Genomic DNA, 22,838 nt, shown 5'->3' with positions numbered 1-22,838 from the left:
AGACGCCCGCCCGCCCGATTCGGGATTAGCGCCTCGAGGCGACGACAGGGCTGCCAGAACCTGCATCGCCGCCATCGCGGCAGCGCAAAGGGGCGAGGTCGGCTGAAGCAGCCGGCGCTGCCAGTCGGTCGTCAGGCAACATGGCGCTCTCGAAGCCGCGCCGCACCGCATCATATCGTGAAATAGCGCAACTTGGTTCGCCACCCTGTATGAAATTGCGAACCCGTATATAATTGCGGATGGAAGACCCGTGTTGGGTCTATAGGCAGCCGCCCATCCTATGGCGAGAGTCTGCCGGGGGTGGATGGTTTGCATCCTGCATCGGAGGTGATGTCATGGCCATTGCTCCCACGCTCCAGAAATACCTGGCCGCTGAAAACATCCAATACGAGCTGATCCCGCACGAACTCAGCATGACGTCCACGCGAACGGCTGAGACCTGCCATACTCGGGCGACCGCCTCGCCAAAGGCATCGTGTTGCGGCGCAACGGCGAATACATGCTGGCCATCTTGCCCGCATCGCATCACCTTCGCCTGTCGGACCTGAGGACAAGTCTCGGCGACAATGTCCACATGGCCGATGCAAGCGAGATCAATCGGCTGTTCAGTGACTGTGCACACGGTGCCGTTCCTGCCGTCGGCAAATGCTACGGGTTGGATATCATCGTCGACGACAGTATCGAGGCACAGCCGGACATCTATATGGAAGCCGGCGATCATGAGACGCTGCTTCATATGGGTCACGCGCAGTTTGCGCGCCTGACGAGCAACGCACCGCACGGGCGTTTTAGCGCGCACGACTGAGGAATTTGCGCACCGCCCAATGCCTTTGCAATCCTGGGCGGGAACGCGGCTCGCGACGTCGCTGTTAAATCGTTGGGAAGGGTGACGGCGACAGCGTCGGCGTTTGTCTGCCGGATCGCCAAGGAGTGATGCTTTCTCCTGCGACACCGCACCCGATCGGTTGTACAGTTCAGAAAATGGGGGCGCTGCTGCATTGCATCAACGCACCTGAAACCCAGGAACGGAGACTCGCCATGAAGGTCAAAGACGTGATGCACAAGGGTGTCGACTGGGTCAGCCCTGACACCCCTACCACCGAACTTGCCAAATTAATGCGGGCGCACGACATCGGCTGCATTCCGGTTGGCGAGGACGACAAGCTGGTCGGGATGGTGACCGACCGCGACATCGTCTGCAAAGGGCTCGCAAGCCACAACTTCGATGCCGGCCGCGCGACAGCGCGCGATGTGATGACCGAAGGCATCCATTGCTGCCGGGAGGACGATGACCTCGCGAAGGCGATGCATCATATGGAGAAGCTGCAGGTCCGCAGGCTGCCGGTGATCAACAAGAGCAAGCGGATGGTCGGCATCATCAGTCTGGGTGACGCCAGCCATTCCGCGTCCGGTGATGTGCTGACCGACACCGTCAGGAGTGTTGCGGCGCATCACTGAAGTAGGGCCAGGGCTCCTCTCGCGATCACCGCTCGGTCCGACGTTGAGCTGAGCCCGAGCCATGCGTTTAACAAGGACCCATCGCGCGGCGCGAAAGCGGCGGCCCGACGTGCTCTACTTTGCGTCGGTGTGACCGCAAAATGATAATAATGCGGACACGGCGCGGCAAATGGAGGACGCGATGGCGTGGCGTGACGACAAGGCCCGCGCAACCCTGATCCGCGACGCAGCAGGCAGCGTGCCGCCGGGAAAGAGCTCCCGGGCCTTTGCCGAGCCTCTGTTCGGCTACAGCAATATCGAGGATCTCGACAATTACGATGCCGCCTCGCTCGCCCTCCTGGCGGAGCACGCCTGGGAGCATGTACAGCGGCGCACGTCGGGCTGCGCCGATATCCGCGTGGTCAATCCGACGTTGCCGAACGGGCGCGAGATTTCCGTGCTCGAGATTCTCAACGACAACATGCCTTTCCTGTACGACTCCACGATGGCAGAGCTCGCCGAGCAGGGTATCGAAGTCACACTCGTCGCCCACCCGATCATCGCAGTGGAGCGCGATGCTGAGGGCAAGCTGCTGCGCTTCTACGGCGAAGCACTGCCAGAGGGAGCAAGGGGCGCACGCGAAAGCCTGGTTCACCTCCATATCACCCGCCTGGACGCCGACGCCGATCGCCAGAAGCTGATCGACGGACTCGCCAGGGCGTTGAACAACGTCCGCGCCTGCGTCACCGACTGGCGCGCCATGCGTGACCGCGTCGAGGAAGCGATCAAGACGTTCTCTTCCAATCCGCCGCCGCTGCCGATCGACGAGGTCGCCGAAGCCAACCAGTTCCTGCAATGGCTCTGCGCGGACAATTTCACTTTCCTCGGCGTGCGCGAATATCGCTTCTCGCCCGACAGCGATGCGTCGGACGACATCACGACCGGCGAAGGCCTCGGCATCCTCCGCGATCCGGATACGAAGGTCCTGCGACGCGGCAACGAAATGGTGGTGATGACATCGGAAATTCGCGAGTTCATGCACGAGCCGACGCTGCTGATCGTCATCAAGGCCAATGTCTCAAGCCTCGTCCATCGCCGCATCCGGATGGATTATGTCGGCATCAAGCTCTATGCACCCGACGGCCGGCTCGAGGGCGAATTGCGCGTCGTCGGCCTGTTTACATCAGGGGCCTATACCCGCTCGGTGCGGCAGATCCCTTATGTGCGCCACAAGGTTTCGCGGGTGCTGCAGCGCGCCGGCTTCGACCCGAACGGCCATTCGGGCAAGGCGCTCATGCATATCCTCGAAGATTATCCGCGTGACGAGCTGTTCCAGATCGACGTCGACTCGCTCTACAATTTCGTCATCGAGGTCCTGATCCTCTACGAGCGCCCACGCGTCCGGGCGCTAGCGCGCGTAGACAAGTTCGATCGCTTCGTCTCCATCCTCACCTTCATTCCGCGCGACAAATACGACACCGACGTCCGCACGCGCGTCGGAGCCTTCCTGTCGCAGGTCTACAAGGGGACCCTGTCGGCTTCCTACGTATCGTTCCCTGAAGGCGCGCTTGCGCGCGTCCACTTCATCATCGGGCGCTATGAAGGCAAGACGCCCGTCGTCGAGCGCGCCACGCTCGAAGCCGGGATCAGCGCCATTGCCGCGACCTGGGCCGACAAGCTGAAAGCCGCGCTCACCGCGTCGACCGACGGCATGCGGGCGCGCATGCTCGCCAACCGCTATGCCCAATCCTTTAGCGGCGGTTATACCGAGGTTTTCACAGCGGAGCAGGCCATCGCCGATATCGCGACCATCGAAAGGCTGACCCCAGCCCGCCCGGTGACGATTTCGGTGCACCGGGACAAGGGCGAGGACGATCCCAGGCGCTTCGGGCTGAAGGTGTTCTCCGACGCCGCACCGCTATCGCTATCCTATCGCGTACCGGTGATCGAAAACCACGGCCTGCGCGTGGTCAACGAACGCACTTATCAGATCGTGCCCGGTAACAGGCCCGAGCCGGTCTGGCTGCACGACATGACGATCGAGACCAGCGACGGCGAGCCGATCGAGATCAGCCCGGACTTCAGCCATCGCCTGGAAGCCTCGATCATGGCGGTGGTCGCTGATCGCGCCGAATCCGACGGATACAACGCCCTGATACTGCGCACGCCCCTCGGCTGGCGGGAAGTCTCGACCATCCGGGCACTGTCGCGCTATTTGCACCAGATCCGCGCCCCCTTTCACCCAGGACTATATGTGGGAGACCTTGCGCAAGAACGCCGGGATCACAGCCAACCTCGTCGCGCTGTTCCAGTCCCGCTGCGATCCGCGCCTTGACCTTACCGATCGCGAGCGTTCGGCGCGCGAGACAACTCTCCTTGCCGAGATCGAGGAGCAGCTCAAATCCGTCGCCTCGCTCGACGAAGACCGCATCCTGCGCCGTTTCACCAATCTGGTGCAGTCGACCATCCGCACCAATCTGTGGCAGATCGGCGAGGATGGGCATCCGCGTCCGGTAATCTCCTTCAAGTTCGACGCGCGGCGGATCGACGATTTGCCGGCGCCGCGACCTCTCTACGAGATCTTCGTCTATTCGCCTCGTGTCGAAGGCATTCACCTGCGCTTCGGCAAGGTTGCGCGCGGTGGCTTGCGCTGGTCCGATCGGCCGCAGGATTTCCGCACCGAGATCCTCGGCCTGGTCAAGGCCCAGCAGGTCAAGAACGCCGTGATCGTGCCGGTCGGCGCCAAGGGCGGCTTCGTGCCCAAGCGCCTGCCGCCGCCTTCCAATCGCGACGCCTGGCTCGCGGAGGGCACCGAAGCCTATCGCATCTTCGTTCGCTCGCTGCTCGAACTCACCGACAATCTCGACGGCGACATCATCGTGCCGCCCGGTTCGACCGTGCGGCATGACGGCGACGACCCCTATCTGGTCGTCGCCGCCGACAAAGGCACCGCGACCTTCTCCGACATCGCCAATGCGATTTCGGCCGAAAAGAACCATTGGCTCGGCGATGCCTTCGCCTCCGGCGGCAGCCAGGGCTACGACCACAAGAAGATGGGGATCACAGCGCGCGGCGCTTGGGAAGCGGTCAAGCGCCACTTCCGCGAGCTCGGCACCGATATTCAGACCATGCCTTTCACCGTGGTCGGCGTCGGCGACATGTCCGGCGATGTCTTCGGCAATGGCATGCTGCTCTCGCCGGCGACAAAGCTCGTGGCGGCTTTCGATCACCGCGACATCTTCATCGATCCCTCCCCCGATCCGACGATCAGCTTCGCCGAACGCAAGCGCCTGTTCGACCTGACGCGATCAAGCTGGCAGGACTACAACAAGTCGCTGATCTCGCAAGGCGGCGGCGTGTTCTCGCGCACGCTCAAGGCGGTCCCGCTCGCACCGGAAGTGCGGAGCCTGCTCGATCTCGACAAGCCGCAGGCTACGCCGTTCGAGGTGATGACCGCGATCCTGAAAGCGCGCGCCGACCTTCTATGGTTTGGCGGCATCGGCACCTATATACGCGCATCGGGAGAGAGCGACGATCAGGCCGGTGACCGCGCCAACGATCCGATCCGCATCGCGGGCGCCGATGTTCGCGCCCGGGTGATCGGCGAAGGCGCCAATCTCGGCGTCACCCAGCGCGGCCGCATCGAAGCGGCGCAGAAGGGCGTCAAGCTCAACACCGACGCCATCGACAACTCGGCCGGTGTGAACACGTCCGACCTCGAGGTCAATATCAAGATCGCGCTGGCGCGCCCCGAACGCGAGGGACGCCTCAGCCCCGCCGACCGCAACAGCCTGCTAGCTACGATGACCGACGAGGTCGGCACGCTGGTGCTGCGCAACAACTACCTGCAGACGCTGGCGCTCTCGCTCGCCGAGCGCAAAGGCGTGGCCGAGACCGGCTTCCTGACCCGCCTGATGCAGTCGCTCGAGCAGCGCGGTTTGCTGAGCCGCTCCGTCGAGTTCTTGCCGGACGACGCAGCGCTCACCGAGCGCACGCGGCGCGGCCAAGCCCTGACACGGCCGGAGCTTGCCGTATTGCTCGCCTACGCCAAGCTGACGCTCTACGAGGACCTGCTCCTCACCAGCGTGCCGGACGATCCTTATCTCGCCCGCAGACTGACCCTTTACTTCCCGCGCGAGGTTCCGGACAAGTTCCCGAGCGCGGTCGAGCTCCATCGTCTCCGACGCGAGATCATCGCAACCAGTCTCGTCAATGCCGTGATCAACCGCGGGGGCCCGGCCTGCGTCGTGCGCCTGACCGACGAGACCGACGCCGATATCTGGACCATCGTCATGGCGCAGGTGGCGGTGGACGCGATCTACGAGCTCAGGCGGCTCAATGACGAGATCGACGCGCTCGACACACGTATCGACGGGCAGTTGCAGCTCAGCCTCTACGCGGCGATCCAGGACCTCCTGCTCTCCCGCATGGTCTGGTACGTGCGCAATGTCGATTTCAAGGACGGGCTGGAGGCCGTTGTCGCGCGCTTCGGCCAAGCTATCCGCCAGATCGTCGCCGGGCTCGACACCACCCTGCCGACGGACTTGCAGCCCGCACGTGCCAAGCGTCGGCAGGACCTGACTGATGCCGGCGTCCCGGCCGGCCTCGCCTGCGAACTCGCCGATCTCGACTTCCTGGTCTCGGCACCGGATATCGTGACCGTGGCGGAGCGCACCAGCCGCAACATCAGCGATGCCGCCGCGACATTCTTTGCCGCCGAGGCGAATTTCCGGCTCGACCGGATCATTGCCGCCGCGCGCAGCGTGCTGGCAAACGATTATTTCGAACGTATGGCCATCGATCGCGCCGTTGAGCAGATCGCTTGCGCCGAAAGAAGACTGGCAGCGCATATGCTGGCAACCGGCCAGTCCGGCCAGCAGGCCGTCGAGACCTGGCTCGCGGCTCACCCCGAAGCGACGCGCATCCGCCGCTCGGTCGAGGAAATTGCCGCCACCGGACTGACGCTCGCCAAGCTGACTGTGGCCGCGAACTTGCTGGGGGATCTGGTCAAAGCCTGAGGGCGTGCGAGGCAGGGATGTGAAATTTGGCCGGCGAAACGGAGGACTCCCATGATCCACGCGACTTGCCATACCGCCGATAATCTCCGCTGCATCGAGTTCGATGCCACAACTTGGTTCAACGAGGCTGACGCTCCGAGCATTATCGATTTGGCCCAACGAGGATGGGTCAGCACGGCGATTGCAGAGTCCCTTGAGCGCCGACGAGGATACGAACGCTTGCACGACCTCGTTGAGTATGCAGCAAAGCGACTGCAACCGGAATCCCAGGAGCACCCAACCTGGGAAACTTTCGAATGCGTCGTCGATGGACCCGACGCCGTGGCCTGGCTCGAGAAGAACCGGCTCGAAATTGTGGCGAGTATCCGCTAAGCCACGGGAAGCGCAGCAATGGCGATGATCGATTGGCGACGTCGTCAGCGAAACGGCAATGGCGCTCCCTAGCTAGAGCAACCGGCCAAGCGTGCTACGCAGCATCCTGTCAGTCGTGGCTTAACCCACTCACAGGGCCTGGCATGCCCCGCGCCCCGCATGCGCCGATGCACGCTCGGGAACCTTATGCTCGAATCGGGCCGCTGTTAGATTCAATCTGCTGTCGCAGCGATCTCATTCTGTTCTCTTAGGACGAAATACCTTGATCCACCGCATGGTATTACTATCCACCACAAGCACGGAGTAAGAACCCAACGCATGACGCAAGAAATATTTTGGCGCGTCACGGCCTCCCGTTTGGCGGTGCCAAATCGGTGCCACGCGGTTTCGGTTTTAGGAGGAAAGCGTGCTTGCGGGCCAATCGCTTGAGAGTGGTCGGCGCACCAGGGCTCGAACCTGGGACCCGCTGATTAAGAGGCGTATGATTTATCTGTAAGATCAATGGCCATTCCGACAAAAGACTCGTTGAACGTGCATTAAATCCACAATTGGATTTCCATTTGTCGGAATGTCCCGGTACCAAATACGCGCAGCACGCGACAGGACGAGGCGTCGGGGGTTCGAGTCAGGAGACCGCTACATGGCTGGGCCCACTACTGTGGAGGCGCTGTTCTCTTACCGGAGGGCAGCTTAACTCCCGGCCTCGCACCTTGATAGCCCGCCAGAAGCCGCCGTTCTCGCGCGGTCCACGCACGTCCATGCGTCCACGTGAAATTCACGATTCCGACGGAGCCGCAGCCGGTCGCTCTCGTCGAACGACAGGTTGAGTAGGTGGCGACGCGGTCGAACTGGCGCGCTTTTTCGAAATACTGGCCTCCGATAGATTGTCTGCCGAGTCATCGATTGCCTCCTCCGAAATCCGAAGGGACTCGCGATGAAGGCGTTCAATACGAGGCTGCACCGGCGCAAACTGCCGAACATCGTGGCATTTCGGCATTGGTGTCTTCGGAACCGCGACCGAACGGCAAACAATGCCGCACAAACGCGCGAAAATGATCCGATAACGCCCATTGGAAGCTGGAGCATGTCTCAGTCGGTACACGTTCACGCCTTTCGCGATCTTCTGGACGACAGGGGCGTCGTTGACGATCCAGGGCGGATCGCGGCCTACACAACGGATCAGCGCCAGCTCTTCACGGGCTCGACGTTTGCCGTGCTGAAGCCGGCGACGACAAAGCAGGTCGCCGACATTGTACGGCTGGCGGCGCACCACGGTATCGGAATTGTTCCACAAGGCGGCAACACCAGCTATTGCGGCGGCGCGACGCCGGATGCCTCCGGGCGCCAGATTGTCGTGAGCCTCGAGCGGATGGACCGGATCCGCGAAATCGATCCCGTCTCCATGAGCATCTCTGTCGATGCCGGCGTCATCCTGAAGAACATACAGGACGCCGCGGCGGCTGCCGGACTTCTGTTGCCGCTCAGCCTCGGCGCGGAAGGCAGTTGCAGGATCGGCGGCAACATCGGCACGAACGCGGGCGGGCTGTCGGTCGTCAGGTACGGGATGACGCGCGATCTGCTGCTCGGAATCGAGGCGGTGCTGCCGGACGGGACGGTGGTGTCCGACATGCGCAAGCTGCGGAAGAACAATACCGGCTATGACGTCAAACAGTGCTTCGTCGGAAGCGAGGGGACTCTCGGCATCGTCACCGGCGCAGTGTTGCGTCTCGCGCCCTTGCCGACCCGCCGCGCTACTGCCTGGCTGAAGCTCGCGAGCGGCGCGCCGCTCGCTGAGCTTCTCGCCCTGGTCCGTCGCGAGTCCGCGGATCTGCTGACCACTTTCGAATTCATGGCGGCCCGATCCATCGCGCTCGCAACCGCAGCAATGACCGACCCCCCCTCGCTTGGAGCGGGCCCAGCAGGCGCCGTCCTCGTCGAGTTCGCCTCTTCCTCACGTCATCTCGATCTCGACGAACTGATGGAAGCCGTTCTGGCCGAGGCGATAGAGTCCGGATGGATCGAGGACGCATTGCTGGCGCAGAGCGGATCGCAGCGGACCGCGATGTGGCGGCTCCGCGAGACCATCCCCGAGGGCGAGAAATGCCGGAACGGATCGGTCAAGCACGACATCTCGGTGCCGCTTTCGTCTATTCAACACTTTCTGGATTTGGCCGGTTCGCAGGTGCGATCGTATGACGCCGACCTTGAGCTGTCCGTCTATGGCCATGTCGGCGACGGTAATCTGCACTATAACGTGCTCGTTCCTCCCGATGTCGACCGACTGGAGTTCACCGAGCGGATCGAAGGCAGCCTGTCGCTGCAACTCTACGACACGGCCGCGGCGCTCGGCGGCACGTTCAGCGCGGAGCACGGCGTCGGTCGTTTCAAAAAGCACCTTCTGGAGCGATACGGCGATGTTGGGCGTATCGCGGCGATGCGCCGGATCAAGACCGCCTTTGATCCGGCTGATATCATGAACGCCGGCGCAATCGTTCGTCCGCTGGGCGAGACGTCTGCCTCTTGAATCATCGGCGGCGCGCTGGCGATCTTTCGTCGCGGGTCGAACGGTGCATCGTCGGCTGGGGTACCTCGATTGCCCAAATCGCCTTGTCCTTAAAGAAAGAGCCACTCCGAAGGAGTGGCTCAGGTTGGGGAGGAATTCCTGATGCCGTCGCGTGAGCAGCTTGAGGTTTCTTCGTAGAACCTGACGAACTCGACCAACTCCTACCGTTTTGCGTCCATAAGCCGGCGGACTTGACGGCGCGGAAACATGGAGTCCCGCTCACTCGTCTGCCGGAACCTTGGCTTCGCTCGGTACGCGTCAGCCTGACTTCCGGCTCGATCTTCAGATGGCGGAGATGTTCAGCTTCGAGCCGTCGGTCAGACGCGACAGCCGGAACGGTGCGGGATCGACGCAAGGCGTGTCGTTGACGAGAAGCTGTGCGGCCAGATAGCCGAGCCCCGGGCCCAAACCGAAGCCGTGACCCGAGCAGCCCGCCGCGAGGACGAGGCCTTCCACCCCGTCCACCTTCGACACGACAGGCACTGCATCAGGCGTGCAATCGACGAAGCCGCCCCAGGCGCTATCGATCTTGATTTCGCCGAGTTGGGGGAAGGTTTTCCGGACACTCTTCACCACTTGGTTCACCAGCCATTTCAAGGGCGGAGGATCCAGCACGCGATTCTGCTCGAAGATCCGATCGTTGGTCAGCAACGCCGCCATTGAATCCGGCCCCGAAACGAACGATTGGCCGACACCAATCCTGACGTTCTTCAGGCGACGCAAGAACTGCGGCATGAATTCCCGGCTGTACCTGATCGCCTGGGGCGTGATTTCGAGGTTCGCCTTGCCGCTGATCGCAAGCGTATAGCTGCCGTCCAGTCGGCGCGTGATCGTGCAGTAGGGTGTCGAGACCGCCTCGCCGATGTTGATTGTCGGGGTAGAACGCAGCGCGGTCTGCCGGATGCTCGCTTGGGGGAAACTGATTCCGAGCGGCCGAAGGAAGCGCGAGGACCAGGCGCCGGCGGCGCACAGCACCGCGCTGGTTCTGATATAGCCCTTCTCCGTGTGCACGCCTGCAATCTTGCCATTGGCCAAGTCGAGCGCCCGCGCGGCGCATCCCTGGTGGATCGTGGCGCCCAGAGTTCTGGCCCCCTCGGCGATAGCCGGCGCGGCCAGCGCAGGTTCGGCCTTGCCGTCCCGCTCCGAATAGGTCCCACCGACCCATTTGCCGCGCGCTTCGGGGACGCGCTCGGCCACCTCCGCCCGGCTCAGCACCCGGGTGTCGACGTCGTACTCCCTGGCGAGCTTGCGCCACTTTTCCCAGCCCGCGAGCACAGCCTCGTCGTGGGTCGCATAGACGAGACCGCAGCGCCGAAATCCTAGGTCCCGATTGATATCGCGCGTGAGCTCGTCCCACAGCCGCATGGAGAGCACCGAGAGCGGCAGTTCGCGCCGGTCGCGGTTCTGCTGGCGGCACCAACCCCAGTTTCGGCTCGATTGTTCACAGGCGACGTGGCCCTTCTCGAGCAGCGCCACAGAGAGGCCACGCTTCGCCAGGTAATAGGCGGCCGTAGAGCCGAGGATGCCGCCGCCGACGATGACGACGTCGGCCTCGACCGGGAGACGCTCATCGCTGTGAATGCGCTCGACTTGGGGCGACATGTTCCAACGAACCTCAGCTGCCAAGAATGCGGAAGCAACGTTCCGATCAGCCCTTCATCGCATCGTGCGCGCGATAGAATGTGCTGAAATCACCTAGAACTTCGCAAGATGTTCGGGTTTTTGAGCGCTTGTGCGATACGAGCTGCTCAAGCGCGATCGTCCCAGTTCGGCGCAATGGCGACGCGACCTGCTTGTCCACGGAGACCGGACCGCTTTTCGATGCCCCAGCAAAATGGACCCAGACCGTCGCGATTGGGTCGGCGACACCGGGACGAGTGATGTCCTGAACCACGAGCGTCGGGCGTTTGTTCCGATCGCAGGCAGACGGTCTAGCCTTCGAGGTCGTGAGCGGTGCCGGCATCCATGGATGTGCCGGGTTCGAGCAGCACGACCTCGCAGATGTCGTCCAGCGCGACAGGGCAATGCTCTACCCCATGCGGGACCACGATGAACTCGCCTTGCTCGATGATCTCGTCCCGATCACGGAACTTCATCAGCAGGCGGCCCTTGTGCACGAGGAAGAGTTCGTCACCGCTCCTGTGAAAGCGCCAGGCGAACTCGCCCGCGAACTTGGCGAGCTTGATCTGCATGTCGTTAATCTGACCCGCGATCTTCGAAGACCAAGTCTCCTTGAGCTGCCCGAACGAGTTGGCCAGGTTCCTCTTGTGGAGTGGGGAGAGATGTCGGTTCAGGGAGGCCACGTCACGAATGATGGCCCCAAGCTGGCGAGCGACGTCCTTGTCGTCGGCCGGATACTTGCCGTCCAACGCGGCCGTGCCGATAGTGAAGCCGGCGGCTCCTGCGTCCTTCAGGATGGCGATCCGCTCAGGCGTATCAATCGAGCCGGCCACATAGACGGGCTTGGGCACCGCCGCGCACACCGCTTTGATGAGGGCCGGGACGTCTTCCTTGGAGCGATAGGCGAGCAGGTCGAGGCCATACACGCCCTCCCGCAGGGCGAGCGCCTTGGCGCTCTCAACGATCTCCTCGATGCTCCCTTCGAGCACGCTCGGGTGACCGGTAATGCGACCCGGGAAGGGGCAGTATTGAATGCCGGTGCCAGCAAGGATCGGCAGCACGTCGTCAAGACGTGTGCCGCCGAGCAAGACGTCGACGCCGATTTCAACCGCCGCTTTCGCCGAAACGATCTCACTTTGCCGGTCGAGTGAGACGACTTCGAGATAGGAGGTGGCGCCGTCTGCCTTGATGACCTGGTTGAGAACTTTGAGTCGATCGATCGGCAGGCCGATGTCCTTGAAACCGATGTGGCGAACGCCAAGGCTGAGGGCGGTCTTGAGTTGTTCAGAGGCGTCCTCGACGGTGCGATCGTTGCGCGTGAGCATGAAGATGAAGCGAAGGCCCATTAGACTACCCCTTCTTTGGTCTTAATTTGCGCGGCGACGAGCCTTCGCGCGTAAGTCAGGGCGGTCTCGAGACTGCCGGTGTCGGCGATGCCTCGGCCTGCAATGTCGAATGCCGTGCCGTGATCAGGGCTTGTACGGACGAACGGCAGGCCGAGCGTGATGTTCACACCCTTTTCGAGGCCGAGATATTTCACCGGGATCAGGCCCTGATCGTGATATTGGGCCACGACCACATCGAAGCGGCCCTTGCGGGCCTGCATGTAGACAGTGTCCCCGGGCCAGGGGCCACTGGCGTCGACGCCCTCGGCGCGGGCTGCTTCGATCGCAGGCCGTATGATCTGGATTTCTTCGTCGCCGAAGAGACCACCTTCGCCGGCATGGGGGTTGAGCCCTGCGACCGCAATGCGCGGCGCCGCGATCCCGAGGGCCTTGCCGCCCTCATTTGCGAGCCGGATCGCTGACATCTGGGCATCGAAATCCGCTTGGTCGATGGCCTTGCGCAGCGACGTGTGGATGGTGACGAGAACCGTGCGGATATCGTCGTTCGCCAGCATCATCGCAACGCGCTTCGCACCACCATAGTCGGCGAGGATTTCGGTGTGCCCGGGATAGCGAATGCCCGCGTTTGCCATCGCTTCCTTGTTGATCGGTGCGGTGACGATGCCGCTGACCTTGCCGGCCTTGGCTGCCGCGACGGCGGCGACGATGGCATCGAAGGAAGCTTGGCCGGACATGGCGCTGACGCTCCCGAGCGGAGGCGGCGCGATGATTTGCGTCGCCTCGACAACCTCAATGGACCGCGGCTCAGAGCGCGCCTCTTCAGGTCCGGCGATACGCCTGACCGTCAGCTCGAGGCCCAGACGGTGGACGATATTCTCCATCACGACGTAGCTGCCGAATACGACCGTGCCTTCGCCGGCTTTGGCCAATGTCTTTGCCACGATCTCCGGGCCGATGCCGGAGGCATCGCCCATTGTGATGGCGAGGGGAGCGGATTGGGTCATGATACAACCAGTTCTGATACCGAGGTGCCGAGGCGGAGCTGCGTGATCGCACGACGCAGCGTATCGTCGTCGCCAAAGCCGCCTGCCTTCATGGCGATCAGTAGCTCTCGTCCATCTCCGAGGGACGTGCGGCCAAGCGGAAAGCCCGGCTCGAGCTCTTTCAGGATCTCGAACTCATAAATGTCCAGGCCATCCAGGATCGCCTCCATGGTGTCCCCGCCTGTGGCGATCACCATGTCGAAACGCTCGTCGGCCAACCGTCGAGCCGCAGTTTGGGCAATGTCGTGCAGGACGGATCCGGGATCATTCATCCGTTCGATCGGAGCCCGCAGCAGAGCGATTCCAGGCTCCATTGCAATGCAGTCGGCCTGACGATGGCTGCGCGGATTGGCGCTGCCGATAGCAACAAGAATGTCGCCACAAACCGTGACGGTCACGTTCGACGCCACCGCAAGCGGCGCAAGACGCTTCGCCAGAGCAAGGGCCATGCCCGGAGAGCCCACCCATAGGATCGACTCCGGATCCGGCAGGGCGGCAACTTGTTTGTCGAGATCGGCCTGTGTCGCAGCATCAAGGATGACGACGCTTCCAATGGAGGCCGGAACGAGCTCAGCCAGCCGAGAATGTCGCGCAGGATGGACGGGGTCGCGACCGTATTCGGTCTCCGCGACAGGAATGCCGCCCACAAGCTGAATGCCGCTGACGGTTGTACGCCCAGCGCCGGGGAACGCCGGTGCAAAGACCAGCATCTTGCGGCCGCTTGCCACGAAGGCCGCTTCCATCTCGGCCGTCACATGCCCGCGAAGAGTCGAGTCCACGGTCTTGTAGAGGACATCCCGTGAAGCGAGCTGCTCGGCAAGTTCCGACACCCGCTGTGCCGCTTGCGAAGCTGGTACCGATCGCGATCCGCTATCGACGGCGATGATCTTTGCATCCTCTAGCGGCCTCCGACGTCGGCCGACAACGGCTCGCAGGCACCGCTCGACAAACGGACCGGCCCCATCGGCGGCGCTGGTCAGGTCATCGGCCAGAATACCGATTGTGTATTCGCCATTGGTTCGCATGGATCAATTATGCCAAGCTAATCCAGCATGAAAAGCGATAGTTTTTGCGCTACATCAGTGATATCAGGTCACCAATGAGGCGATCAGAAATACCTTCGTTGGACGACTTACGTGCGTTCGAGACCACTGCGCGGCTGGGGTCGGTTCGGCTTGCCGCGAACAGCCTTGCCTTGACCCATGGGGCTGTGAGCCGCCGTATCACCAAACTCTCGGAAGACCTTGGCTTCAAACTCTTTGAAAAAAGCGGACGTGGCTTGCGCCTCACGGCTTCTGGAGAAGTGCTCAACCTCACCCTCGGCCGTTTCTTCACCGAGCTGGCGACAACCGTTGAGAGCTTGCGTGCTGCCAACGCACAGCAGAATTCCCTCGTTCTCTCATGCGAGCCTTCAGTCGCTATGCGCTGGCTTATTCCACGGCTTGCAAACTTTCAGGCCGTCCATCCTAACATCGCTCTACATCTCTCAGTCGCCGGCGGCCCCGTCGAGTTTCGCCGCGATCGGATCGATCTTGCTATACGTCGGCTCGACTTTGCGCTCCCAGAGGCGTGGCACGTCCGGCGCCTTTTTCCTGAAAGGGTAGGACCGGTCATGAGCCCTCAGCTCGCGCCGGTGTTTGCCTCAGGAAACTACATCGCCCTAGGTTCGAAGACTCGGGCGGACGCTTGGTCGCGGTGGCTTTCCACCCACCCGTCGGTGCGGCGCCCCACGGAGATACGCTTCTACGATCACCACTTCCTCATCGTTGAAGCAGCATTGGCCGGATTGGGCGTTGCCCTCAGCCCGCGGGTCCTTGCAACGGACGACGTAGATAGAGGGCGGCTCATCGCACCTGCCGGTTTCGATCCTGACGAAAGCCACTATGGCCTTATCTGGGCGGGAGAAACTGAACTGTCTGGGAAAGCGAACTATCTTGCTTCATGGCTGCAGGAACAGTGCAATCTGATCTAATGATTTAACTTCGCGCTCCTCAAGGGCTCGGCGCTACCTTGCATGCAGCATCTTAGTTTTGAACGGCTCGCCCTAGAGGTAGCGTTTCATTGATAAAATCCGAGAACGGCCTTGGTCTCGAGATATTCTTCCATGCCTTCGCAGCCGTATTCCCTGCCGTTCCCGGAACGCTTGTATCCGCCAAAAGGTGCGTTCGGATCCCAGTCGGGATAGTTGAGATGGACCTGACCGGACTGGATCTGCCCAGCCACTTTCCTCGCGGTGTCCATATCAGTGCCCTGCACATGCGCGCCGAGGCCGTAGACCGTGTCGTTGGCGATCTCGATCGCCTCGTCAACCGAATCGTATGGAATGATAGACAACACCGGGCCGAAGATCTCCTCCTGAGCTATCCTCATGTCGCGACGGACGTTCGAGAAGATCGTCGGCCGCGCATAGAGGCCGATCTGAAGGTCGTCGGGCCGCCCCGGCCCGCCAATGACAAGCTTGGCGCGTTCCTCCAGGCCGACGTCGATCATAGTCTGGACGCGCTCGAACTGCGGCCGGTTGGCGATCGGACCATGGGTCGTGCATTCCGAAAGCGGATCGCCGACCACTATTTCGGAAGCAGCCGCCGCGGCGAGAGCCTCAACCTCCGCCATCTGCGAGCGGGACACAAGCATGCGCGTCGGCGCGCTGCAGGATTGGCCGAGATTGCGGAAAGCGGCGCCGACGCCGAGTGGAACGGCCCGGCTCAGCTCGGCATCCGGCAGAATGATATTTGGCGACTTGCCACCGAGTTCCTGGGCAACCCGCTTGACGGTGGGCGCAGCCGCCTGCGCAACGAGAACTCCGGCACGGGTCGAGCCGGTGATCGAGACCATGTCGACCTGCGGATGCGACGCCAGACCGGCGCCCACGACGGGACCGGTCCCATTGACGAGGTTGAATACGCCGGGCGGACAACCGGCATCGTCCATCACCTCGGCGAACATCAAGGCGCTCAGGGGCGACAATTCGCTTGGCTTCAACACCACCGTGCAGCCCGCCGCGAGCGCCGGACCGACCTTGGCTGTGATCTGGTAGAGAGGCCAATTCCAAGGGGTGATGAGACCACAGACGCCGATCGCCTCGCGCATGAGGGCGGTGCTGCCGCGCGGGCTGATGAAAGAATAGGTCGCGAGATTGTCACGCGCGACGCGGATATGTTCGGCGGCCAGCGGCACTTGGGCGCGGCGCGCATAGGTGATAGCGGCCCCCATCTCGCTCGTGATCGCCTGCGCGAACAGCTCGAGCCGCTCCAGGAGCAAACCATGGATCCGGTCGAGCAGCGCTGCACGCTCCGGAGCCGGCTTGCAAGACCAGCCCGCGAAGGCTCGTCTGGCCGCGGCGACCGCGTATTCCACGTCCTCGTCGTTTCCGAGCGCGACTTCGGCGATTGGCTGCTCGGCCGCCGGGTTGACGACGACCGCCATCGCCGATCCGCTGGGCTTGCGCCATTCTCCGTCGATGTAGAATTTGCCGAGGAAGCCGGCTTCCGTCAGGTGTCGAACGGCCGAGGTCATTGGAAGCGATCCTTGATCCGGTAATAGGCGCCGACCAGCGGAAGGAACCAGGGAGGACCGAGATGGCCCGCAATGGCGGGCCAGGCGAAGTCCTTCCAGGGATTGAGCTCGGTGACCCCGGCCTCAAAAGACCGGTAGAGCCGGTCGGCGACTTTCTTGCCAAGCTTGGCCGAGAGCGTGCCGTAGTCCTGAGCGAACCCGTTGTTGCAGATGTTGCCGTTCCGGCCGGACGCCGCGTGCCCGATCGTCTCCGCTTCGGGGAGCACGACGGGCGCGTCCTTCTTGGCGAGAGGCAGGGCGGCCGAAGAACCGGTCAAGCCGCCGCCAATCACTGCAACGTCGCAGGTGCCTTGCACCGGTGCTGCGGTGTCGCTCTTGAATGGCTCCGATGTGTCCAACCAATAGGATGTGAGCTTCATATCGACTCCAGAAACCCGCTATCTGAGCGCTGGGCATGCGCAAATCGCCGCCCGATTCTGTTTCAGGTCTACCAGCCGCGCATCCGCGGCCACTGAGCTTCGATTGCGTCACTTCCTGCCGAGATGACATTGTAAAGTTCGTGCTGTGACGCCATCGCGCAGGCATGGTTGGGCAGAATCCTGACCTTCGCCCCGATCGTGATATGCGGGAGGGCTGCAGCCGATCCGGGCCTGATGGCGAGGATGCCGTGCTCCTGGCTCGCCTGCGCGACGATCAGGTTCGGATAGAGTTGGCCGGACAGATCGCAGACGAGACCGTAACCTTGGTCGACCCGCTGCGCCGCGGTGCCGCGATCGCGTGACAGTGCCATCCAGCCCGCATCGACCAAAATCCATCCCTTCTCCGGCTTCGTGCCGATCACGGTGGCGAGAACCGAGATCGCGATGTCGTCGGTCGTGCAAACACCGACGCCGTGCATCACCAGATCGAAGAACATGTAGACGCCGGCCCGCATCTCCGTGACACCGGTCAGGTCATCGGCGAAATGGGCGGTCGGCGTCGAACCGACACTCACGACCGGGCATTCATGCCCCGCCGCCCGCAATGTCTCCGCGGCCGCCACGGCCACGGCCCTTTCGTTCTCTGCTGCCGCGACGAGAGCATCGGACGTGTAAAGGCTGTAGGATTCGCCGGCATGGGTGAGAATGCCGGCGAGCGTGACGCCGGCCTCGGCCAGGGCCGCCGCGACGGCGATGAGTTTGGGATCGGTGGCGGTCAGCCCCCCGCGATGGCCGTCGCAGTCGATCTCGATGAAGGCGGAGGGCGTCACGCCGGCGGCGTGCGCGGCCGTGCCCAACATCGCCGCCTGTTCAGGGGAATCGAGCAGCACCTTAAGGTCAACGCCGGCTTTGCGGAGACGGATCGCCCTTTCAGCGGTGTGCGGTGCCACGCCGACGGCATATGTCACGTCACGGAAACCGTACTGCGCGAAGTACTCAGCCTCCGCCAAGGTGGAGACGGTGATCGGCCCGGGCCCGGAGGGATAGGCGCGCCGGGCGACCTCAATGGATTTCGCGGTTTTCATATGGGGGCGCAGCACGACGCCAGCCGCGGCCATACGAGAGGACAGACGGGCGAGATTGCGATCCAGCCGGTCTTTGTCGAGCAGGAGGGCCGGCGTCGCCAACGCGCCGACCGTCGCGGCTATTTCGCATGGCGCGGCGTTGTGGACATCGATCCCGCGCATATCCCAGCGTTGCATCTCAAGGTCTCCTAGCCGAACGACTGGTTGGCGACCGCGAACCTGCGCGCTGGCCCGGTCGATGGCGTCTGCGCCCCCATGACCATGGTGGTGGCGTCGCTGACCTGCTGCAGCCCGATGCTTTCGAGCCAGTCCCCGAGCTGCGAGGAGGCAGAGGTGTCGATCCGGACGAAGACACTCCCGAGGGGCGCGAGCGCGGCCTCGATCAATGCGCGCGCATCAGTCGGGCTCTCGGCAACCACAGGGCCGATGACATGCCCGCGGCCGAAGAGACGGGAAATGGCGTAGCCGCGGGGCGTGCCGTCACGCAAGAGGACGTAGCCGTCGCCGACCTCGATCAGCCGGTTCAGCATCTCGCGCCTCGTCCAGCCGGAGGCCTCGTGATCGAGCTCCACGATCGCCCCGAAGTCCGATGGAACCATCAATCTGACGTTTGCGAGCGGCGGCGTGTCGCGGCGCTGGCGAGGAACGCCATGATGCTGGTGCAGCATGCCGATGCTCGCGAAGCCGCGGCGTGCGTAAAGCGCAAGGCCCTCTGCCGTCGAATTCAGCGTGATGATCCGTGGTCGTGCCGCCGCGAGCAGCGCGTCCATCAGCCGGGCCCCGTAACCCCGTCCCTGAACGGCTTTCGAGACGATGATCATTCCGGCGGAAGCATGGGTGTCGCCGTAAGGCCACCACAGCGCGGTCCCTACCACAGCACCCGCACTCGTCACCACGAAACCGCGGCCAAGCTGCAGCGCAAATTCCCAATCCTTGAGCAGATACGGCCAAGACATCTCCTGCGAGAGCTTCAGCGCACCTTTCAGGTGCGCTCTCGCGAAAGGGATCAGGGCCACGTCTTCGTTCGCGCGATCTCCGGCCTGGGTAGCTGCGGTTGCCATGATGCGTCGACGTCTCTCGCTTGGGTTACCGGACTAATCGTCAGTGCCTGACACGGCGAGGTCCGTCTGACGATGTTCACACGAATTGCAGCGTACCTTGGCTCCGACAGCATTACGCGATCAGACTGACGCAAAGTTCGGCAGGGTATTGCATTGATGATACGGTAGAAGAGACAATCTGCTGTCAGCGGCTCGTGCGCCAAGGTCAGCTTCGCGCCAAGCCCCGCCGAACCCGTGAGGGCCGACCGCAACTTTACTCGCGTCCGCTGACACCGGTCGCCATCCTCAGGCGTGCTTGCAACGTCGCGGTCGCTTTTGCGTTGCGAACCTCGTCGCATGACAACTCCGTAGATATGGCCGAGGCTGAAACACTCCTCGATCCGAAACCGACCCTTCAGCACGTCGCACCCTGCACGACGTCGGCGATGTAGTTCTTCACGGCCCGTCCATCCGGGGGAAGGACTTTGACTCGCCTCGGCAGCCCTTCTAGTCCATCGAACCGTTGCGGACGATCTGGCTGCCGGCCTAACGCTTCCTTGATCGTCGAAGCGAATTTGATTGGCTGTGCAGTTTCGAGCACAAGCATCGGCGTCTCGGGGTTCGCATGCATGCGCCCGACCGTCACACCATCCGCAGTGTGAGGATCGATCATTGTGTTGTAGCGGTCCCACGTGTCACGGATCGTCGCCAGTCGATCGGCATGGGTGCTCCTGCCGCTGCGGAATCCAAAACGCGCCGCCGCCGTTACGAAGCTGGGATCACCGCTGAGGTCGAACGAACCGCATTTCCGAAGTTGGTTCTCAAACAGCGATTTCGTCCGACTGGCGTTGCGACCGAGTAAATCGAAGATGAACCGCTCGAGATTTGATGCCTTGGAAATATCCATGGAAGGGCTCGATGTTTCAAGCGTGTCAGCTCGGCTTCTGGCGCGATAAACGCCGGTGCGGAAAAACTCGTCGAGCACGTCGTTTTCGTTGGTCGCAAGGACGAGACGGGATATTGGAAGTCCCATCATGCGCGCAACATGACCAGCGCAGATGTTTCCGAAGTTTCCTGAAGGCACGGAAAAGTCAACGCCTGCTGACCTCCCTTCGGAGACTTGAAAATAGCCGGAGAAGTAATAGACGACCTGCGCGACCAGTCGGGCCCAGTTGATCGAATTCACTGCACCTATCTTATATCGTCGTTTGAATTCCAGATCGCTGGACACACATTTGACGATGTCTTGGCAATCGTCGAACACGCCATCTATGGCGATGTTGTGGATGTTGGCGTCCTGCAGGCTGAACATCTGAGCTTGCTGAAAGGAGCTCATCCGTCCGAGGGGCGACATCATGAAGATCCGCACCCCCTTCTTGCCGCGCATTGCGTATTCCGCAGCGCTCCCGGTGTCGCCACTGGTGGCCCCAAGAATGTTCAATTCGTCGTGCCGGCGTGCCAGTTCGTACTCGAGCAGATTGCCGAGCAACTGCATGGCCATGTCCTTGAACGCCAGCGTAGGACCGTTCGACAATTCCTGGAGGTAAAGCCGCGTCTCCAGCTTTCGAAGCAAAACGATGCTCGAGGCTCCAAATATCTCGGGCGTGTAGGTCTTTTCGCAGATTGCCTTCAGGTCAGCGGGCGGAATATCGCTGACGTAGAGCGACAGGACCTCGAAGGCGAGGCTGGGATAGGACAAGGAACGCCATGCATCCAATGTAGCGGCGTCCACACGCGGGTAGGTCTCAGGTACGTACAGCCCGCCGTCCTCGGCGAGGCCTTCAAGCAATGTCTCGCAGAACTGTCTGCGACCCGAATGTCCGCGCGTGGATACGTAGTGCATCGATGCTCTTCTTTCGAGAGGCGGCAGTGCCGCCAGCTCCATGACCCGGGTTGTACCTTTGAGAATGCCCGATGGAGCTTCCAGCCGTCAGCGGCGGTCGCGCCACAGCGCGAAATGATCCTGCATCCGATATCCCCAGATCATGGCGGGCATGAACCAGGGATCGCCACGATAGAGCGGGATGGAGTCCGGCGGACGGAAGTCAAAGGCGGTGCGCGCCCGTTCGTGGTTTCCCATCAGCTTGTGGGCCGCGTGCATCCCGATCCAAGGCGCCCAGACGACGCCTGAACCGCAGAAGCCAGTGGCATAAACCACACCGTCCTCTTCGAAGATGCGCGGGAGCATGTCGCGATTCATCGCCACATTGCCGAACCAGCTGTGCGAAAGGCGAACATTCTCGAGTTCGGGGAAAAGGTTCACCAGCCCCTTGCGCAGCAGGAGCTTTGGAGCCACCGGGTTACCGACACGAGAGCTGTCGCGCCCCCCTAACAGGATACGTTTGCCGTCGGGCGATGGGCGGTAATAGAACCCGATCTGGCGGTTCTCGGTCATCATCATGCGTTTGGGCATCAGCCGCGCCATGACGTCAGGTGCGAGCTCCTCGGTTGCAATGATCCGGCTGCGAACCGGGACCAGCCTGCGGCGCAGGAAGGGAACGGCGCTATCAGTATAGCCATTCGTGCAAACCAGAACCTGACGCGCCTGCACCGAACCGGCCGAGGTCACGATGCGGAATCCGGAGCCGTCCCTCTCAATTGAGATGACGGGCGTGTCCGCATGAACCGCGACGCCCGAAGCGAGCGCCACGCGAAGCAGTTCAGCGTGAAACTTCGCCGGTTGTAGCCCACCGATATCCATCCGGACTGTTCCACCCCGGTAGACATCGGTGCCGATGTAACTGCGCTGCTCGGCATAGGGTACGGCGTGAGACTCGATCCGCAGCCTCTTCGCTAATACTTCCGCGCTACGCGCCATCGTGTCGTACTGCTCATATCCGAACGCGCCCTTGAACTGCCCGACCAGTCGGAAATCACAGGCGAGCCCTTCAGTCTTGATGAAATCGTAAAGGAATTCGCGGGCGATCTTGCCTTCGGCCTCGATTGCCAACGCCTTGTCTTCGCCGAAGCGTCGGGAGATCGCCGCGTAATCCGGCCGTATGCTTGCGCTGGTTATTCCACCGTTGCGCGTCGAGGCGCCCTCGCCCGGAGTCATCGCGTCAAAGGCCGCAACCGAGCGTCCCTCGCGCGCCAGCACCAGCCCGGCCGAAAGAGAGGCATAGCCAGCGCCCACGATCAGTACGTCAAGTTTCTTGGGAAGAGTCTGTTGAGGCAGCGACCTAAGTGGTGCGGCTTCCCACCAATAGGGCGTGTCCTTCTCTGCGGCTCTGGGCTCGTGCATGTCGCTGACTTCTCGGGTGTTAAAGGTGGCCTTGGATTACTGACAAGACGGATTCTGATCAGCCAACGCGGTGCTTGCGACGTCTACGCTATCAGGAGGTTCTGCCGGATAGCCTTCAACGCTGTCCGCTGCCTGCCA

General features: G+C 62.3%; 15 protein-coding genes and 1 pseudogene. 6 read left to right on the top strand and 10 right to left on the bottom strand.

The window, feature by feature from the left end:
• The first annotated feature begins 499 nt into the window (after positions 1-499).
• The 5 genes and pseudogenes from AC0L30_RS28860 to AC0L30_RS28840 all read left to right on the top strand — a co-directional run bounded on the left by AC0L30_RS28860 (position 500) and on the right by AC0L30_RS28840 (position 9,351).
• Positions 500-805, top strand: coding sequence for an aminoacyl-tRNA deacylase (locus tag AC0L30_RS28860; RefSeq protein WP_473405758.1), 306 nt, complete (start codon positions 500-502; stop codon positions 803-805).
• A 233-nt stretch (positions 806-1,038) separates the two neighbouring features.
• On the top strand, positions 1,039-1,458 hold the full coding sequence (locus AC0L30_RS28855) for a CBS domain-containing protein (protein ID WP_473405764.1): 420 nt from the start codon (positions 1,039-1,041) through the stop codon (positions 1,456-1,458).
• A gap of 169 nt (positions 1,459-1,627) precedes the next feature.
• A pseudogene (locus AC0L30_RS28850) lies at positions 1,628-6,455 on the top strand (NAD-glutamate dehydrogenase).
• A gap of 51 nt (positions 6,456-6,506) precedes the next feature.
• The gene (locus AC0L30_RS28845) at positions 6,507-6,827 is read left to right on the top strand and encodes a hypothetical protein (RefSeq protein WP_007601140.1); all 321 of its coding nucleotides are present in this window, start codon (positions 6,507-6,509) and stop codon (positions 6,825-6,827) included.
• Between the two features lie 1,084 nt (positions 6,828-7,911).
• Positions 7,912-9,351 (top strand): FAD-binding oxidoreductase, encoded by a 1,440-nt coding sequence (locus AC0L30_RS28840; protein ID WP_354128137.1) that lies wholly within the window; start codon positions 7,912-7,914, stop codon positions 9,349-9,351.
• Positions 9,352-9,672: 321 nt separating this feature from the next.
• Here AC0L30_RS28840 and AC0L30_RS28835 read toward each other — a convergent pair whose 3' ends face one another.
• The 4 genes from AC0L30_RS28835 to AC0L30_RS28820 form a co-directional block, all read right to left on the bottom strand.
• On the bottom strand, positions 9,673-10,992 hold the full coding sequence (locus AC0L30_RS28835) for an NAD(P)/FAD-dependent oxidoreductase (RefSeq protein WP_473405757.1): 1,320 nt from the start codon (positions 10,990-10,992) through the stop codon (positions 9,673-9,675).
• 329 nt (positions 10,993-11,321) lie between these two features.
• Entirely contained in the window at positions 11,322-12,356 is a 1,035-nt protein-coding gene (locus tag AC0L30_RS28830) for a cupin domain-containing protein (protein ID WP_354128136.1), read from the bottom strand.
• Positions 12,356-13,360, bottom strand: coding sequence for a 4-hydroxythreonine-4-phosphate dehydrogenase PdxA (gene pdxA / locus AC0L30_RS28825; protein WP_007601137.1), 1,005 nt, complete (start codon positions 13,358-13,360; stop codon positions 12,356-12,358). Before pdxA ends, AC0L30_RS28830 begins: the two co-directional genes overlap by 1 nt.
• Positions 13,357-14,424, bottom strand: a complete 1,068-nt coding sequence (locus AC0L30_RS28820) for a four-carbon acid sugar kinase family protein (protein ID WP_473405756.1) — start codon at positions 14,422-14,424, stop codon at positions 13,357-13,359. The genes pdxA and AC0L30_RS28820 overlap by 4 nt, the downstream gene beginning before the upstream one ends.
• Before the next feature lie 44 nt (positions 14,425-14,468).
• On the opposite strand from AC0L30_RS28820, the gene AC0L30_RS28815 reads away from it, so the two are divergent.
• On the top strand, positions 14,469-15,371 hold the full coding sequence (locus AC0L30_RS28815; RefSeq protein WP_473405755.1) for a LysR family transcriptional regulator: 903 nt from the start codon (positions 14,469-14,471) through the stop codon (positions 15,369-15,371).
• 86 nt (positions 15,372-15,457) lie between these two features.
• On the opposite strand, the gene AC0L30_RS28810 is transcribed toward AC0L30_RS28815, so the two are convergent.
• From AC0L30_RS28810 to AC0L30_RS28785, 6 genes are all read right to left on the bottom strand, one after another.
• Entirely contained in the window at positions 15,458-16,915 is a 1,458-nt protein-coding gene (locus AC0L30_RS28810; RefSeq protein ID WP_473405754.1) for an aldehyde dehydrogenase family protein, read from the bottom strand.
• Positions 16,912-17,334, bottom strand: a complete 423-nt coding sequence (locus AC0L30_RS28805; RefSeq protein ID WP_473405753.1) for an FAD-dependent oxidoreductase — start codon at positions 17,332-17,334, stop codon at positions 16,912-16,914. Before AC0L30_RS28805 ends, AC0L30_RS28810 begins: the two co-directional genes overlap by 4 nt.
• Positions 17,335-17,402: 68 nt before the next feature.
• Positions 17,403-18,596 (bottom strand): alanine racemase, encoded by a 1,194-nt coding sequence (locus AC0L30_RS28800; protein WP_473405752.1) that lies wholly within the window; start codon positions 18,594-18,596, stop codon positions 17,403-17,405.
• Between the two features lie 11 nt (positions 18,597-18,607).
• Positions 18,608-19,480 (bottom strand): GNAT family N-acetyltransferase, encoded by an 873-nt coding sequence (locus tag AC0L30_RS28795; RefSeq protein ID WP_219684604.1) that lies wholly within the window; start codon positions 19,478-19,480, stop codon positions 18,608-18,610.
• 394 nt (positions 19,481-19,874) lie between these two features.
• Positions 19,875-21,302, bottom strand: coding sequence for a threonine synthase (thrC, locus tag AC0L30_RS28790; protein WP_219684605.1), 1,428 nt, complete (start codon positions 21,300-21,302; stop codon positions 19,875-19,877).
• 87 nt (positions 21,303-21,389) lie between these two features.
• Positions 21,390-22,700: an NAD(P)/FAD-dependent oxidoreductase gene (locus AC0L30_RS28785; RefSeq protein WP_007601130.1), complete on the bottom strand. Its 1,311-nt coding sequence runs from the start codon at positions 22,698-22,700 to the stop codon at positions 21,390-21,392.
• Positions 22,701-22,838: the final 138 nt, after the last annotated feature.

This window comes from Bradyrhizobium sp. MI1.11 (assembly GCF_055811255.1).
Note: the sequence above shows the minus strand (reverse complement) of the source record. Positions and strands in the feature narration are given on the sequence as shown.